At 68.7% G+C, this 14,537-nt stretch carries 15 protein-coding genes, 1 tRNA gene, 1 other RNA gene and 1 pseudogene; 4 read left to right on the forward strand and 14 right to left on the reverse strand.

What is annotated here, in order from left to right:
• Positions 1-97 precede the first annotated feature (97 nt).
• The 7 genes from AB0395_RS33445 to ffs form a co-directional block, all read right to left on the reverse strand.
• On the reverse strand, positions 98-1,165 hold the full coding sequence (locus AB0395_RS33445) for an aspartate-semialdehyde dehydrogenase (protein ID WP_366288005.1): 1,068 nt from the start codon (positions 1,163-1,165) through the stop codon (positions 98-100).
• Complete coding sequence (locus AB0395_RS33450) at positions 1,162-2,436, reverse strand: aspartate kinase (protein WP_366288006.1); 1,275 nt, start codon at positions 2,434-2,436, stop codon at positions 1,162-1,164. Before AB0395_RS33450 ends, AB0395_RS33445 begins: the two co-directional genes overlap by 4 nt.
• Before the next feature lie 91 nt (positions 2,437-2,527).
• Positions 2,528-3,058, reverse strand: coding sequence for a DUF5063 domain-containing protein (locus AB0395_RS33455; protein ID WP_366288007.1), 531 nt, complete (start codon positions 3,056-3,058; stop codon positions 2,528-2,530).
• The gene (recR, locus tag AB0395_RS33460; RefSeq protein ID WP_366288008.1) at positions 3,051-3,650 is read right to left on the reverse strand and encodes a recombination mediator RecR; all 600 of its coding nucleotides are present in this window, start codon (positions 3,648-3,650) and stop codon (positions 3,051-3,053) included. Before recR ends, AB0395_RS33455 begins: the two co-directional genes overlap by 8 nt.
• Before the next feature lie 3 nt (positions 3,651-3,653).
• Positions 3,654-4,007, reverse strand: coding sequence for a YbaB/EbfC family nucleoid-associated protein (locus AB0395_RS33465; RefSeq protein ID WP_366288009.1), 354 nt, complete (start codon positions 4,005-4,007; stop codon positions 3,654-3,656).
• A gap of 153 nt (positions 4,008-4,160) precedes the next feature.
• A complete protein-coding gene (locus AB0395_RS33470; RefSeq protein ID WP_366288010.1) occupies positions 4,161-6,392 on the reverse strand; it encodes a DNA polymerase III subunit gamma and tau in 2,232 nt (743 codons plus the stop codon).
• 31 nt (positions 6,393-6,423) lie between these two features.
• An RNA gene (ffs, locus tag AB0395_RS33475) (signal recognition particle sRNA small type) lies at positions 6,424-6,519 on the reverse strand.
• A 96-nt stretch (positions 6,520-6,615) separates the two neighbouring features.
• On the opposite strand from ffs, the gene AB0395_RS33480 reads away from it, so the two are divergent.
• Positions 6,616-6,701: transfer RNA gene (locus tag AB0395_RS33480), tRNA-Ser, on the forward strand.
• A gap of 74 nt (positions 6,702-6,775) precedes the next feature.
• Here the strand turns inward: AB0395_RS33480 and AB0395_RS33485 are convergent.
• Positions 6,776-7,453 (reverse strand): annotated as a pseudogene (locus AB0395_RS33485) (NAD(P)-binding domain-containing protein); the annotation flags it as partial.
• A gap of 83 nt (positions 7,454-7,536) precedes the next feature.
• Here AB0395_RS33485 and AB0395_RS33490 point away from each other — a divergent pair.
• Positions 7,537-7,932, forward strand: coding sequence for a helix-turn-helix domain-containing protein (locus AB0395_RS33490; RefSeq protein ID WP_366288011.1), 396 nt, complete (start codon positions 7,537-7,539; stop codon positions 7,930-7,932).
• A 141-nt stretch (positions 7,933-8,073) separates the two neighbouring features.
• On the opposite strand, the gene AB0395_RS33495 is transcribed toward AB0395_RS33490, so the two are convergent.
• The gene (locus AB0395_RS33495) at positions 8,074-9,021 is read right to left on the reverse strand and encodes a trypsin-like peptidase domain-containing protein (RefSeq protein ID WP_366288012.1); all 948 of its coding nucleotides are present in this window, start codon (positions 9,019-9,021) and stop codon (positions 8,074-8,076) included.
• A gap of 458 nt (positions 9,022-9,479) precedes the next feature.
• Between AB0395_RS33495 and AB0395_RS33500 the strand changes: the two genes are divergently transcribed.
• Together AB0395_RS33500 and AB0395_RS33505 are read left to right on the forward strand one after the other, a co-directional pair.
• Positions 9,480-10,337 carry a neutral zinc metallopeptidase gene (locus tag AB0395_RS33500; RefSeq protein WP_366288013.1) on the forward strand — a complete coding sequence of 286 codons (858 nt, stop codon included), beginning with the start codon at positions 9,480-9,482 and terminating at the stop codon, positions 10,335-10,337.
• Positions 10,338-10,407: 70 nt separating this feature from the next.
• Positions 10,408-10,710, forward strand: a complete 303-nt coding sequence (locus AB0395_RS33505) for a type II toxin-antitoxin system VapB family antitoxin (RefSeq protein ID WP_366288014.1) — start codon at positions 10,408-10,410, stop codon at positions 10,708-10,710.
• Positions 10,711-10,874: 164 nt separating this feature from the next.
• Here AB0395_RS33505 and AB0395_RS33510 read toward each other — a convergent pair whose 3' ends face one another.
• From AB0395_RS33510 to AB0395_RS33530, 5 genes are all read right to left on the reverse strand, one after another.
• Positions 10,875-11,765, reverse strand: a complete 891-nt coding sequence (locus tag AB0395_RS33510) for a phosphotransferase (RefSeq protein WP_366288015.1) — start codon at positions 11,763-11,765, stop codon at positions 10,875-10,877.
• Between the two features lie 2 nt (positions 11,766-11,767).
• Positions 11,768-12,235: a hypothetical protein gene (locus AB0395_RS33515; RefSeq protein ID WP_366288016.1), complete on the reverse strand. Its 468-nt coding sequence runs from the start codon at positions 12,233-12,235 to the stop codon at positions 11,768-11,770.
• Positions 12,236-12,630: 395 nt separating this feature from the next.
• Entirely contained in the window at positions 12,631-13,482 is an 852-nt protein-coding gene (locus tag AB0395_RS33520) for a helix-turn-helix transcriptional regulator (RefSeq protein ID WP_366288017.1), read from the reverse strand.
• 9 nt (positions 13,483-13,491) lie between these two features.
• On the reverse strand, positions 13,492-14,055 hold the full coding sequence (locus tag AB0395_RS33525) for a DUF6879 family protein (RefSeq protein ID WP_366288018.1): 564 nt from the start codon (positions 14,053-14,055) through the stop codon (positions 13,492-13,494).
• A complete protein-coding gene (locus AB0395_RS33530; RefSeq protein ID WP_355600116.1) occupies positions 14,045-14,248 on the reverse strand; it encodes a hypothetical protein in 204 nt (67 codons plus the stop codon). The genes AB0395_RS33525 and AB0395_RS33530 overlap by 11 nt, the downstream gene beginning before the upstream one ends.
• Between the last annotated feature and the right edge of the window lie 289 nt (positions 14,249-14,537).

Genomic DNA, 14,537 nt, shown 5'->3' on the forward strand with positions numbered 1-14,537 from the left:
CGGTCGTCGGCCCGCCGTACGGTGAACGTTCACCGTACGGCGGGCCGACGACCGGCGAGCCCCGCCACGGCCGAAGGACCGGCCGTTTCCCTGGGGCCTACGCGAACTCGGCCGCGATCAGCTCGGCGATCTCCGCCGCGTTCAGGGCCGCGCCCTTACGGAGGTTGTCGCCGCAGACGAACAGGTCGAGGGTGTTCGGGAAGTCGAGCGCCTGGCGGACCCGGCCCACGTAGGTGGGGTCGGTGCCGACGACGTCGGCGGGTGTCGGGAAGACGCCGTTGGCCGGGTCGTCCATGACGACCACGGTCGGGGCCGCCTCCAGGATCCGGTGCGCGTCGGCGACGGTGATCTCACGTTCGAAGGTCGCGTGCACGGCCAGCGAGTGGGTCGTGATCACCGGGACGCGGACACAGGTCGCGGAGACCTTCAGGTCGTCGATCCCGAGGATCTTCCTGGACTCGTTGCGGAGCTTGATCTCCTCGGAGGCCCAGCCACCGTCCTTGAGCGAGCCCGCCCACGGGACGACGTTGAACGCGACCGGCGCGGGGAAGGGCGACTCATCCTCGCCGAGCTTGTTCTGCAGCACCTTGCGCACGTCACCCGCGGTCTGCCCGACCGTCCTGTCGCCCGCGAGCGCCTCGACCTCGTCGTAGAGACGGGCGGAGCCCGCGACACCCGCGCCGGAGACCGCCTGGTAGGAGGCGACGACCAGCTCGCGCAGGCCGTACTCCTCGTGGAGCGCGCCCATCGCGGCCATCATCGACAGCGTGGTGCAGTTGGGGGTCGAGACGATGCCCAGCGGGCGGTTGCGCGCGGCCTCCGGGTTGACCTCGGGCACGACCAGCGGAACCTCGGGGTTCATCCGGAAGGTACCCGACTTGTCGATGGCGACCGCGCCGCGCTCGGCAGCGATCGGTACCCACACGGCGGAGACCTCGTCGGGCACGTCGAAGATCGCGATGTCGACACCGTCGAAGACCTCGGGGGTCAGCTCCTGGACGACCAGGTCCTCCCCACGGACCTGGAGGACCTTGCCCGCGGACCTGGCGGACGCGACGAGCTTGATGTCGCCGTAGATGTCCTCACGGTTGGTGATGATGTCGCGCATGACGGTGCCGACCGCACCGGTCGCGCCGATCAGAGCGAGAGTTGGCTTGCGGCTCATCGGCCGGTACCTCCGTAGATCACAGCTTCAACCTGGTCGGCGTCGAGATTGAACGCGCGGTGCGCGGCGCTGACGGCCGCGTCCACCTCGTCCTGCCCGACGATCACCGAGATGCGGATCTCCGAGGTGGAGATCATCTCGATGTTCACCCCCGCGTCGGCGAGGGCGGCGAAGAACGTCGCGGTGACGCCGGGGTGCGAGCGCATGCCCGCGCCGATCAGCGAGACCTTCCCGATCTGGTCGTCGAAGAGCAGCGTCTCGAAACCGATGTTCTGCTGGATCTTCTTCAGTGCGGTGAGCGCCGTTGAGCCGTCGCTCGCGGGCAGCGTGAAGGAGATGTCCGTCCGGCCGGTCGCCGCCGCAGACACGTTCTGCACGATCATGTCGATGTTGACTTCGGCGTCGGCCAGCGTTTTGAAGATCGTGGCAGCCTCGCCGACCTTGTCGGGAACCCCGACAACGGTGATCTTGGCCTCGCTCCGGTCGTGCGCGACGCCAGAGATGATCGGCTGCTCCATCTGCGTTCCTTCACTGTCGGGGTCTGAGGTGACCCACGTGCCTTCCTTGGTGCTGAACGAGCTTCTTACATGAATCGGCAGGTCGAAACGGCGGGCGTACTCGACACAGCGCAGGTGCAGGATCTTGGCACCGCAGGCCGCCATCTCCATCATCTCCTCGTAGGAGATCTTGGGGATCTTACGGGCGACCGGGACGATGCGCGGATCCGCGGTGAAGACGCCGTCCACGTCGGTGTAGATCTCACACACGTCGGCCTCGAGGGCCGCGGCGAGCGCGACGGCGGTCGTGTCGGAGCCGCCCCTGCCGAGGGTGGTGATGTCCTTGGTGTCCTGGGAGACGCCCTGGAACCCGGCCACGATCGCCACCTGACCGGCGTCGAGGGCCTCGCGGATCCTGCCGGGCGTCACGTCGATGATGCGGGCACGACCGTGCGAGGAGTCGGTGATCACACCGGCCTGGGACCCGGTGAACGAGCGCGCCTCCTGGCCCAGGTTGGCGATCGCCATCGCCAGCAGCGCCATCGAGATGCGCTCACCCGAGGTGAGGAGCATGTCGAGCTCGCGCCCCGGGGGCAGCGGCGAGACCTGCTGTGCGAGGTCCAGCAACTCGTCGGTGGTGTCGCCCATCGCCGAGACGATCACCACGACGTCGTTGCCGGCTTTTTTCGTCGCGACGATACGCTGGGCGACCCGCTTGATGCAGGACGCGTCGGCGACGGACGAACCACCGTACTTCTGAACAACGAGCGCCACGAGATGTCTCCGAAGCAATCTAGGGCTGTGGAGCTCTCAGTCTACTGGCGCATAGGTGAAGCACTTCTGATTTGGCCCAGTATGTGGACAATCACACCGTTGTGCGCTCTTCAGCCACGTCCAGTCGCGTGTGGGCGACAAGTGCCTGAAGGGCGCGCAGAGCCGCGCCTGCGTGGTTGCCCCAGGTGTTGAAGTAGGAGTACTGCCACCACCACAGCGCCTCAAGGGGACGGCCCGCCTGGTAGTGCCTGAGCCCGTGCAGAAGGTCGGCGGCCACGGCGGTCAGGTCGTCGGAGAGACGGTACGGCGTGACCGAGGTGTCCTTGTAAGGATCGAAGACCTCGGCGTAGTCGTCCACCGGCTTGAGCCTCTCGGCCAGGGCCGTACGGACGGCGTCGACGTCCGGGTCCTCGCTCAGGTGCGGCTCCCAGTTGCCGGACAGGATCACGTCCTGGCTGGCGCCGAGCTGCGCGCCCGCCGAGCTGACCTGCGCGACCTCGACCAGCAGCAGCGGCAGGATGGCGTCACCGCCCTCACCCCCGGCCAACCTCGTCAGGCCGTCGATGTAGTTCTCCGCGTGCTCGGCGACACGTTCCGCCAGAGCACCCCATGCGTCAGACATCCAGCAGCCTCCTTCCCTCGAACGCGCGGCCCAGGGTGACCTCGTCGGCGTATTCGAGGTCACCGCCCACGGGCAGCCCGCTGGCCAGTCGTGTGACTCTCAGCCCCATCGGCTTCACCAGACGGGCGAGATAGGTCGCCGTCGCCTCCCCCTCCAGGTTGGGGTCGGTGGCGAGGATCAGCTCGGTGACCTGGCCGTCGGCCAGGCGCGCCATCAGCTCGCGAATGCGCAGGTCGTCGGGGCCGACTCCGTCGATCGGGCTGATCGCGCCACCGAGAACGTGGTACCGCCCCCGGAACTCGCGGGTCTTCTCGATCGCCACGACGTCCTTCGACTCCTCGACCACGCAGATCACGTGGGGGTCGCGCCGGGCATCACGGCAGATCCGGCACTCCTCCTCCGCGGCGACGTTCCCGCAGACCCGGCAGAAGCGAACCTTGTCCTTGACCTCGAGCAGGGCGTGGGCGAGCCGTTTCACGTCGGCCGGCTCCGCGGCCAGCAGGTGGAAGGCGATCCGCTGCGCGCTCTTCGGACCGACGCCGGGCAACATGCCCAGCTCGTCGATCAGGTTCTGGACGACCCCCTCGTACATGACCTAGAACCCGGGCAGCTGGCCGAGGCCGCTCCCGCCTCCCAGTCCTTGCGCGAGCGGGCCAAGCTTCTCCTGCTGGAGGTCGGCGGCGGCGCGGACCGCGTCCCTGATCGCCGCGATGACCAGGTCGGCGATGGTCTCAGCCGTGTCCTGGGGGTCACCGGGGTCGACGGCCTCGGGACTGATCTTCAGCTCCAGCAACTCGCCGCCGCCGTTGACCGTGGCGACGACCAGGCCGCCGCCCGCCGAGCCCTCGACCTGGGCGTCGTTCAACTCCTGCTGGGCGCTCACAAGCTGCTGCTGCATGAGCTGTGCCTGCTCCAGCAGCTGCTGCAGGTTGACATCCCCTGGGTTCACCGTCGTTGTGCTCCTCATCCGTGACGTCAGTCGTCACGAGCCTACGGGGTCCGAGGCAGGTGTTGTACTGGCGCATGCCCGTGTTCCCCCCGGACGAGGGCTAAACCCGTCCGTCTGCGCCCCGGGCGGAGCATGGACGGGCCCGGAGCCGCTTCAGGTGTGGTCGATCTCGCCGATGATCTGGCCGCCGAGCTCACGCTGGATGAGCGCCATGCCGCTGAGCGCGTCAACGTCGGCGTCGGCGTCGTTGAGCGGGTCGACCTCGTCGGTCTCCGGGACGGGAGCGCGTCCCGGCACGGTTTCCGGCCAGGCGGGCCTGCCACTCCCCGCCTTCGGCCCCGTCTGGGCGGCCGCCTTGGCCGCGGAGCGCGCCGCGGCGAGGCCGGGACTCGGGGGCGGAGGCGAGCCGGGGTCGTCGGGAAGCGGCGCGTCGGGCCAGGACTCGTCGGTGGCCTGCGAGCTCTGGCGGGCCGGAGCCTGCTGCGCCTGCCGCTGGACCTGCTGGGGCTCGTGAACAACGACCGGGGGCGCCGGAGCGGGGGGCGCCGATGCGGGTCCCGAGGCAGGCCCCGGGGCGGGCTCGTGACGGGGCGGGGCGGGCGGCCTCTGCGGGGCCGCGGCAGGACGCGCGCCACCGGCCGGGGCGGGCGCGCCGCCGACGACGGCCTCGACCTTCCAGGTGCCGCCGAGCACGTCTGTCAGCGCCGCCGCGACCACCACGTCCTTGCCGCCACCGATGAAGTTGCGCATCGCGCCCACCTGGGCGAACCCGAGCGTGACGACCTTGCCCTCGACGCCGACGACCTGGGCGTTGGTGTTGACGTTCGCCCAGACGACGATGCTGCGCTGCTTAAGCACCCCGAGCACCTGCGGCCACGCCTGCTGGACGGTCCCGGCCTCCGCCCCGGAGACCGGCACGGAGACCGGTGCGGACATGGGGGCCGCCGTTGCGTGCTGGGGCGCCTGCTGGACCTGTGTCTGTGGCCCGGGGGCTCCCGGCCTGGCGGGGGCGGGCCAGTCGTCGTCCTGGGAGCCCGAGCGGGGGGGCGGGGGGGCGGTAGCCGTACCGGGGGCGGAGGACGCCTGTACGGCGGGCGCCGCGGAGGTCACCGGAGCGGGGGCCTGGACGGCCACGACGGGCGGGACGTACGCGGCGGCGGGGACGGGCGCCGCGGGAACGGGAACGGGAGCACCGACGGGGACACCGGCGGGCGCGGAGAACGCCGTGACGCCGCCCTTCTCGAGCCGCTCCAGCCTGGCCAGCAGCGCCGCCTCGCCCTGCGCGACTCCGGGAAGCAACGTCCTGGCGCACATGAGCTCGAGCAGCAGCCGCGGCGAGGCCGCGCCGCGCATCTCGATCAGGCCCCCGTTGAAGATCTCCGCGGCGCGGGTCAGCTCGGCGGGCCCCATCGAGGTGGCCTGCTCCTGGAGCCGCTCAAGCTCGTCGCCGGGGCGGTCGAGCAGCCCGCTAGTGGCTGCCTCCGGCACGTTCGCCAGAATCACCAAGTCACGGAAGCGCTCCAGCAGGTCCATCGCGAACCTGCGGGGATCGTGGCCTCCCTCGATCACCCGGTTGACGGCCTGGAAGACGCGTGCGCCATCACGGGCGGCGAAGGCCGCGATCATGTCGTCGAGCAGGTCACCGTCGGTGTAGCCCAGCAGGGAGACCGCACGGGCGTAGGTGATGCCCGCCTCGTCGGATCCGGCGAACAGCTGGTCCAGGATCGACAGCGAGTCGCGGGCCGACCCCGCCCCCGCCCTGACCACCAGCGGCAGCGCGGCGGGCTCGAACGGGACGTCCTCCGAGGTGAGGATCTCCTCCATGAGCGCGCGCAGCGCGGCGGGGGGGATCAGCCTGAAGGGATAGTGGTGGGTGCGGGACTTGATCGTCCCGATGACCTTTTCCGGCTCCGTGGTCGCGAAGACGAACTTCAGGTGCGGCGGAGGCTCCTCGACGAGCTTGAGCAGCGCGTTGAACCCCTCGCGGGTCACCATGTGCGCCTCGTCGATGATGTAGATCTTGAAGCGCGCGGACACGGGCGCGAAGAAGGCCCGTTCGCGCAGATCGCGGGCGTCGTCCACACCACCGTGCGACGCGGCGTCGATCTCGATGACGTCGAGGTGCCCGGAGCCCGTGGGGGCCAGCGCCACGCAGGAGTCGCACTCCCCGCAGGGATCGGGGGTCGGCCCCTTCTCACAGTTCAGTGAACGGGCCAGGATGCGGGCGCTGGAGGTCTTGCCGCATCCCCTCGGCCCGCTGAACAGATAGGCGTGGTTGATCCGGCCGCTTCGCAGCGCCTGCCGCAACGGCTCGGTGACGTGCTCCTGCCCCTTGACCTCGGCGAAGGTCCCGGGCCGGTACTTGCGGTACAACGCAAGACTCATGCGACGATCCCACCTGCGAGGGAGCCTGAAACGAAGAGACCCCTCGCACACCCGCCAGAGCCTGCTTATCCTTGCTGCCTTCCGGCCCTGGGGAGGTTCACAGGATGACGCCGCGCGAGGGGTCCTGGGCCAGTCTAGCCTCTGATCTGAGTGCTCGGGGGCACGAACGCCGACCGCGAATATGTGGTCAACGCACCCCCGAAAGTTCGATAAGCTTCTCCACGGAGGATTCGCCTAGTTGGCCTAGGGCGCACGCTTGGAAAGCGTGTTGGGGGCAACCCCTCAGGAGTTCGAATCTCCTATCCTCCGCGCTTTGGTTGAGCAGCAAGAAGACGAAGGGCCCGGACCTATCCAGCCGGGCCCTTCGTGCTGTCCGGCCTCGGTCAGCCCTCGTCGTCGCTCGCGCCGGGGGCGAGGGCGGGAGAGGGGAAGGCGTGACGGGCCTCTCCGCCGGACCACCAGACGCCGATCGCGAAGACCGCGGCCGCTTCGAGCAGCGCCGCGCGCTCCAACCCTCCGCAGGCGAGCGGAACACACCCCATCGACGTGATCAGTTCGGCCACCAAAGCGGCGGCGGGTGCGGCGTCCACGCAGAAGGGCACCGCCAGCGGCGTCCCTTCGAAGGCCGGCCGGGGCAGGGTCCAGATGCTCTCGTGGCAGATACCGAACACCTTGGCGATCCGGGCGTCGGGGGCGGCGGCCGCCATCCGGGTGGCGACCGAGTCCGTGCCGCCTGTCGTGGTCAACACCGGTCCGGCGGCTCCGGGCTTCATCGGCACCGTGCAGTCGAGCACGGTCCTGCCGGCAAGGGCCGGGGCCAGTTCCGCGGCCAGCGTCGGCGCGACCTCGGCGGGTACGGCGACGAGCACGGCCTCGCCGTACCGGGCCGCTTCGACGAGGCTGCCGTGCCCTGTGGCCCCGACGTCGGCCGCCGTCTTGGCGGCGGCCTCGATGTCCCGCCCGCCCACCAGAACCTGGTGTCCGGCCCGCGCCCAGGCCCCGCCCAGTGCCGTGGCCATGGCGCCCGTACCAAGAATGCCGATGCGCATTGTCATGCTCCGTTCACGTGGTGAATGTCGTGCTCAGGACGCTATGAGAGGCGATGGACACCACACGGTAGGCATCGGCTGGGCAGGATGTCCGTATGGGACAGCCGAACGACGTGGTCGACATGGCGGGGGACGTGTTCGCGGCGGACTGCCGGGCTCGGATCGCCTTCGAGGTGCTGGCCAACCGCTGGGACAGCGTGGTGGTCTTCATCCTCGGCGAGGGGGGCCCGATGCGACCGCGGGCGATGCTGGACCGGATCGGGGGGATCAGTCCCAAGGTGCTCAACCAGACACTGCGGCGACTGGAGTACAACGGCCTGGTGGAGCGCCGCCGCTACGCCGAGGCGCCACCTCGCGTTGACTACACCCTCACCGAGGCAGGCAGCGCGCTGATCGGCCCGATCCGCGCGCTGGGCGCCTGGGCGGCGGTCTACGGGGACGCCGTCGTCTCAGCCCAGGACCGCTTCGGAGGGGCCGGATCACACCTGTGATCCGGCCCCTCCGGCGTTGTCGTCTCTTCTTCTTCCCCGTTTCGAGCCTCTTTCTCGTTTCGAGTCTCGGCTGACGGTCGTCTTTCCCGTTTCGGGTCTCGGCTGACGGCCGTCGCCGTTCTCACCCTCGAACCGGGGCCTTCAGTCACCGGAGTGCTTGCCCAGCCTCACGATCGTCGTGGCGGTCGAACCGTCGGGTCGCCGAAGTCTCACCCTGGCCAGGTCACCGGGCTCGAACCTGCCGAGCGCCCTGGCCAGGTCCTGCACGGTCGGGGTCGGGACGCCGTCGATCGAGACGATCACACTGCCGGGTTTGAGAGCCGCCCGCGCCGTACCGTCACCCTCCGCCACCCGCACCACGCCGACGCCCGCGGGCTCGCCTCTGCGGCTGACCACGGTCTGCGTCGTGACCCCGAGGGTGGCCCGATCGGTTTTGGTGACCTTGCCGTTCTTGATGATCTGGCGGGCGACGTCGGTGACGGTGTTGGACGGAATCGCGAAGCCGATGCCGGGGAGCGTGCTGCCGGTCTCGGCGTTGACGACGTTGGCGACCAGAACGCCGACGACCTCGCCCGCGAGGTCGACCAGGGCGCCGCCGCTGTTGCCCGGGTTGATCGCAGCAGTGGTCTGGATGAGGCCGTTGATCGTGGTGCCGGTTGAGGCGGCGTTCTCGGCCTGGAACGGGACGGTACGGCCAAGCCCCGAGACGATGCCGTCCGAGACGCTGCCGGACAGGCCGAGCGGGTTGCCCATGGCCAGCACGATCTGGCCGATGGACAGCTGGTCGGAGTCGCCGAAGTCGGCGGGGACGAGGCCTGTCGGATCGGCCACCTCGAGTACGGCGAGGTCGCTCGGCTCGTAGGTCCCGACCACCCTGGCGGCCCGGGAGGCACCGCCCGTGGCGAGCGACACCTCGAAGCCCGTGGCACCGGCGACCACGTGGGCGTTCGTCACGATGTGCCCGGAGGTGTCGTAGACGATGCCCGAGCCCTCGCCGAGCTCCTTCGAACCGGCCTTCGTGATGATCTGCACGACGGACGGGAGCACCCTGGCGATGCCCCTGCGGTAGTCGGCCTCCAGTGTCGTCAAGTTTCTCACCGCCGGGACCGCCGAGACGGCCCGCGCCCCCGGGCTCCGTTTCCGCGGCCGCGGCTCTGCGTTCGGATCACCACCGGCGAACAACGACACCACAGCCAGTAAACTTATAGTTACTATCAGCGCTCTCCTCATGCGAGGTATCTGCCCAGATCATCATAGAAAGCCGCATATAGAGAGTTATGTTTCGAATTTCCCATTCCTCGCTGCGGCCGGGGGATCGGATCGCGCGAGCCCGCTCACGATCGCGCCTCCTCGCACGTCACGGCGTAGATCAGGAGGTTCGGGGAAGGGATGAGAGCACGCCGGGAGCGAGAGCGCGCGGGAAGGCGCACAGCCACGGACCGGCGACATATGGCATGTGACGCCTTTGCGGTGGCGTGCGAGCCACCGGCATGCCGGGCCCTCCTGAGGGCAGTGGGGGTCCCAAGCCAATCGAAGGGACGTCTGCGATGGATTTCAAGGACGATGCCCAACTGGACAGCTCACAGGTCGAGAGCGGCAGCCGGAGGAGGATCCCCGGCGGCGGACTCACGATCGGCGGCGGTGCGGCCGGGATCATCGTGCTCATCCTGGCGCTGCTGTTCGGGATCAATCCGGGGGACATCACCGGAGGGAGCGAGCCCGCACCGGTCGGGCCGAGCTCGGACCTGAGCGCCAAGTGCAGAACCGGGCAGGACGCCGACCAGAGCGACGAGTGCCGGGTCGTCGGCGTGGTCAACAGCATCCAGGACTACTGGCCCACGGTCGTACAGGACTACCGGCCCGCGAAGACCGTGATGTTCTCCGGCCAGGTGAACACCGCCTGCGGTGCGGCGGACGCCTCGGTCGGCCCGTTCTACTGCCCGGCGGACCAGAAGGTCTACCTCGACCTGAGCTTCTTCGACGAGTTGCAGAGCAGGTTCGGCGCCAGGGGCGGCCCGTTCGCCCAGGCGTATGTGATCGGACACGAGTACGGCCACCATGTGCAGAACCTGCTGGGCACCAACGCCATGGTCCAGGGCGACCGCCAGGGCCCGGAGAGCGGCTCGGTACGGCTCGAGCTGCAGGCCGACTGCTACGCGGGCGCGTGGGCGAAGAACGCCTACCAGACGGGCCTGTTCGAGAAGCCCTTCACCAGGCAGGACATCGAGGAGGCGCTGAGCGCGGCCTCCGCCGTCGGGGACGACAGCATCCAGGAGCGCACCCAGGGGCGGGTCAATCCGGATGGTTTCACCCATGGAACATCCGCGCAGCGTGTCAAGTGGTTCACCACCGGTTATGAGAGCGGCGACCCCAGGAAGTGCGACACGTTCGCCGGGAGTCTCTGAGGGGATCGCTGACCTGGTACAGAAGTGGCCGGGCAGGCAAAAAATCCGAATCTCTCATAAACTACGTACTGTGATCTTCAAGCTGGTCGGCGATGGACGGCCCTACCCCGAGCATGGTCTCTCGCATCGCGAGTGGGCGCAGATACCGCCACGACAGGTCCGGCTCGACACCCTGATCACCACGAAAGCGGTGCTCGACCTGCACTCCCTGCTCGCCAAGGACTCCACGTTCTACGGCGACCTGTTCCCGCACGTCGTCCAGTGGCGCGGCGACCTCTACCTGGAGGACGGCCTGCACCGCGCACTGCGCTCGGCCCTGCACCAGCGCTCGATCCTGCACGCCCGCGTCCTGGAGCTGCCCACGGAGAGCTGAGCACCCCTGGGGCTGAGAGGCCAGAGGGATCCACGAACACGAAGAGGGGCTCCCGGCACCGGGAGCCCCTCTTCAGTGGCGATGGAGGTGGGATTCGCACCCACCAGGTCACCAAGTCTGATGCGGCCACTTCCGGGGCATTCCGACCGCACCCACCCTCATGATCAGCGAATGCGGTGGTCCACCCAGACCCGGCCGGCCTCGGCGGCGCGGGCCCGGAACTCCCGGCCTTCGTCGGGGCCGTACATCGCCTTGTAGACACGGAACAGGGTCCACAGGGCGGCCAGGCCGGTCACAGCGGCAGCGGGCGCGTCCCGCCACGCGGGAACCTCCACGAGGAGGCCCTCGACCTGCCGCGGCGTGTGACCCGCCTCGATGAGGCGGGGGCCGAGCATGAAGGGGTCGATCCAGGTGACGCCGCGCGCCGCGAATCCCCAGTCGATGACCTCGACCCGCTCCGAGGTGACGTGAAGGTTGCCGGGGTGTAGGTCGTAGTGCAGGAGCGTGTCCCCGGTCAGGGCCTCGACGTCGAATCCGTCGAGCGCGGCGACGTACAGGTCCCGGTGCTGCAACACGCCTTTGGGTTTGTCGAGCATGTGACGGCCCTTGGCCAGCAGGAAGCCGACGTTGTCGGCCACCGGCGGCGCGTCGTCGGCAGGGCATGGGGTGAGGAGATCGCCGAGCCGGGCGACGGTGTCGAGCACGGCGGGAACGTCAGGTGATCCCGGCGACAGGTCCGCGCGACGGCCCTCGACGTGGTCGAACAGCATCACGATCCAGCCGTCGACGTCACCGCTCCACGTCATGCGCGGCGTGGGGACGGTGGAGGGCAGATTGCCGCCCGCCCACCTTTCCCGCTCGTACAGACGCGCGGCCGAGCTGTCAGAGGCGACGGCCTTGAGGAAGACGCGCCCGCCGTCCTCGGTGTGCAGGCAGGCCGCGAGTCCCGGCATCAGGCCCGAGGTCATGGTCTCGGTCTTGAGGACCGTTCCGACCTGATCCTGGATGGCGGCGCGGAGGGTGTCGGGAAGGTCCTCCCACTGTGCTTTGGCCACGGTCAGCTCTCCTTCGGGTCGTCGTAGCAGCCCTGGTGGCACTGGCTGCACTCGCTTCTGGGGATCCACAGGTCAGCGATGACCGGCAGGCCGGCCGCACGCATCGCTTCGACCGTAGCGCCGACCACCGCGGCCGGATCGCTGATCGCAGCACCGGGGGTGTCGGCGGGCACATGGTGGATGTAGCGGTGCGCCACGCGCTGGCAGAACTCGGTGTAGTCGCGGGTGTAGGTCAGGAAGGTGTGCCACCCGACGTCGACCTGCTCGGACGGCGACAGGCCCGCCCCGGGGTTGAGGGCGCAGGCGGCGAGGAACGCGAGGGCCTGCTCCATGACGCGCTCGGCGTCACTGAGAGGGATGTTCTCCTCGACGGCGACGCGGGCGGCGAGCCGGTCGAACAGGTCGGGATGGATAAGGGTTCGAGGGTTGGCCAGCTCGTCAGGGGTGAGCTGGCCCGCCAGAGCAGTCATGGAACCTCCGGTCGTATAGGCGGGCCTGGTGGCGCCGCTGGGGAGTCCTTGTGCTGTGGTGCGGTCATTGCCGTGTTCCTCATCAGGCGGACATCGGCCGCTGGTCGCGTCGTGGTGATCAGGTGCTCGTCCGCTCACTTCGATCTGCAGGGGTGCTCTGGTTCTCCTTTCTGCTGGTGACGACGGAAGGGGGCCGAGGCACCCTGGCTCCAGGCCCACGTTCTGGGGCTGCGGGCCACCGCGATGAACAGAGGAGCCGATGTGCGATCAAGGGCCCGTTCGGTCGTGTGCAGTGCCGGGCGAGCCTGACTTTTCAGAGCGGACCCTAGCTCGATAATTCCATATCAGATGGAATCGTTGCAGGAAAATTCCATGTCACATGGAATTGAGGGACGTTAGGATTCGCAGTCGCGGTAGTCCGCGGCGATCCGCTCCAGTTCGCTGCGACCTTCGTCCCCGAAGACGGCGATCGCCTTCACCGAGGCGAAGAGCTGCAGATACACATCGATGTCGCGCGGATCTTGGATCGTGGCGGTCGCCGTCTGGATTCCGACGATGACCATACGGTCGTCGTAGATGTGCACCTCGTGGCCCGGCATGAGACCCGGCGGAGCCTCGACGCGCCACGGGACGATTCCCACCTCGACGTTCGACCGGCGCGACACCTCGATGACGTGCTCGACCTGGGCGGCCATCATGGTGGCGGAGCCCGCTCGCCAGCGCAGGGCTCCCTCGGTCATGACGAAGGTGAACCGCTTGGTCTCGTCGTCCAGGACGTGCTGGCGTGCGACCCGGGCGGCGACCTGCCTCTCACGGTCGGCCGGGGTCATCACCAGGCTGGCCATGCGGCGCATGTAGTCCGCCGTCTGCAGGAGCCCGGAGACGTAGGCGACCTGGAGATCGCGGTACTCGACGGTCTCGGCCTCGACCCGCGCGTAGACCTGCTGTTTACGGTGAGCGCCTCGGCGAAGGATCACACGGGCGCTCTCCAGCTCATCGTGCAGCACCTTCAAGAGATCCAGAACCTCGTCCCGCTGCTCGACCGTGGCACCGTAGGCACGACACAGCGACTCCCCGTCGGCGTACGACGGCAACAACGCACCGTTTTCGATCTTCGAGAGTTTGGACTGGGAGAACCCCGCCCGTCGTGCCGCCTCCGCGCTCGTCAGCCCGGTACCGGACCGAAGGGCGCGGAGCAGCGTCGACAGCTTGTCCCGGGCGTACTGGGACGGCAACGGGGTGGACATGGGGGAATTCTAGAGAGCCCCGTCCTGACCCTTGCGTCTGTACTGCGGGTGCCTGCCCCACCAGTCCCTGAACGGCACCGCGGTTTCCATCAGCGCGTCCCGGCACATTCGGTAGGCGCCTGCCGCGGAGGCCGGAAGCGGTTCGGCGCCGAGGAATCTGCCTTCGGCGTCGTAGTGCATGCGGAGCACGTGCTGATCGTCGAGGAGCCACCAGTCGTGGTCGAGGAGATCGTCTGTCGGCGGCGTCGTCTCGGAGGTGTCGAGGATGTAGACCTCCTCGCCGGCCGCCGTGGTGTAGACGTAGCCCCACTCGCACTCGTACCGCAGGTAGTCCGACAGCGGAGGCGTGACGATGTGGACGCGGTAGCGGCGCCTGCCTGCGGCACGTTCCTCGGCGAGGTGGTCGAACCACGGTCCTCCGTGGGCCCAGCTCGGTTCGGGGTCGCCCGCGAGGTAGCTCGTGACGTTGCCCTGATCGGAGTCGACCGTGTACCGCGGGAGGACCTCCAGGCGGAAGGCCGACCGGGTGAAGTGCTTCTCGATGAAGGTGTCCATCCCCTCCTCATCGAGCATCGGCGAAGACCTCCGCGAGTAGCTCGATCGGGACCTCCACGCAGGTCTCGCCCTCCGGGATGTCCATCTGCGACAGGGCCTCGGCGTCGGTGACGACATAGCCCTGCACGACCACCGTTCCCCGGTCCGTCCGGAACAGGGTGGGGCAGGTGTTCTGAGTGGGGGAAGTGGTGCGCACGAACTGGAGCTTCACGGAACCTCCGAAGTCACGAACGGGCAACACCGATGACGATTCCTCATGAGGTGGAATCAGTCAAGGCTCATGCCGAACACGCCTGGCACACCAACTGCCGTATCCAGGTCACGCGTTCGCTCGCGCTGGTCCTCTTCTCGATCGAAGCCAACGTCGTTCCTTCCGTTCGGAAGGTGAGCTACCACCCCCACCGGGGCCGCGCTTCAAGATCGGTGACCGGGGTCGTCCCCCACGGTCACCTCATGATCTTGATATGCGAAGAGCCCCCGACCCGCTTGTGCAGGTCAGG

The sequence above is a fragment of the Streptosporangium sp. NPDC051023 genome, assembly GCF_040689595.1.
Lineage (GTDB): Bacteria > Actinomycetota > Actinomycetes > Streptosporangiales > Streptosporangiaceae > Streptosporangium.

Bases quoted from the DNA above. Each gene is read 5' to 3' on its own strand.
- AB0395_RS33445 (WP_366288005.1), bottom strand. From the start codon at position 1,165: ATGAGCCGCAAGCCAACTCTCGCTCTGATCGGCGCGACCGGTGCGGTC.
- AB0395_RS33455 (WP_366288007.1), bottom strand. From the start codon at position 3,058: ATGTCTGACGCATGGGGTGCTCTGGCGGAACGTGTCGCCGAGCACGCG.
- recR (WP_366288008.1), bottom strand. From the start codon at position 3,650: ATGTACGAGGGGGTCGTCCAGAACCTGATCGACGAGCTGGGCATGTTG.
- AB0395_RS33470 (WP_366288010.1), bottom strand. From the start codon at position 6,392: ATGAGTCTTGCGTTGTACCGCAAGTACCGGCCCGGGACCTTCGCCGAG.
- AB0395_RS33490 (WP_366288011.1), top strand. From the start codon at position 7,537: ATGGGACAGCCGAACGACGTGGTCGACATGGCGGGGGACGTGTTCGCG.
- AB0395_RS33500 (WP_366288013.1), top strand. From the start codon at position 9,480: ATGGATTTCAAGGACGATGCCCAACTGGACAGCTCACAGGTCGAGAGC.
- AB0395_RS33515 (WP_366288016.1), bottom strand. From the start codon at position 12,235: ATGACTGCTCTGGCGGGCCAGCTCACCCCTGACGAGCTGGCCAACCCT.
- AB0395_RS33520 (WP_366288017.1), bottom strand. From the start codon at position 13,482: ATGTCCACCCCGTTGCCGTCCCAGTACGCCCGGGACAAGCTGTCGACG.
- AB0395_RS33525 (WP_366288018.1), bottom strand. From the start codon at position 14,055: ATGCTCGATGAGGAGGGGATGGACACCTTCATCGAGAAGCACTTCACC.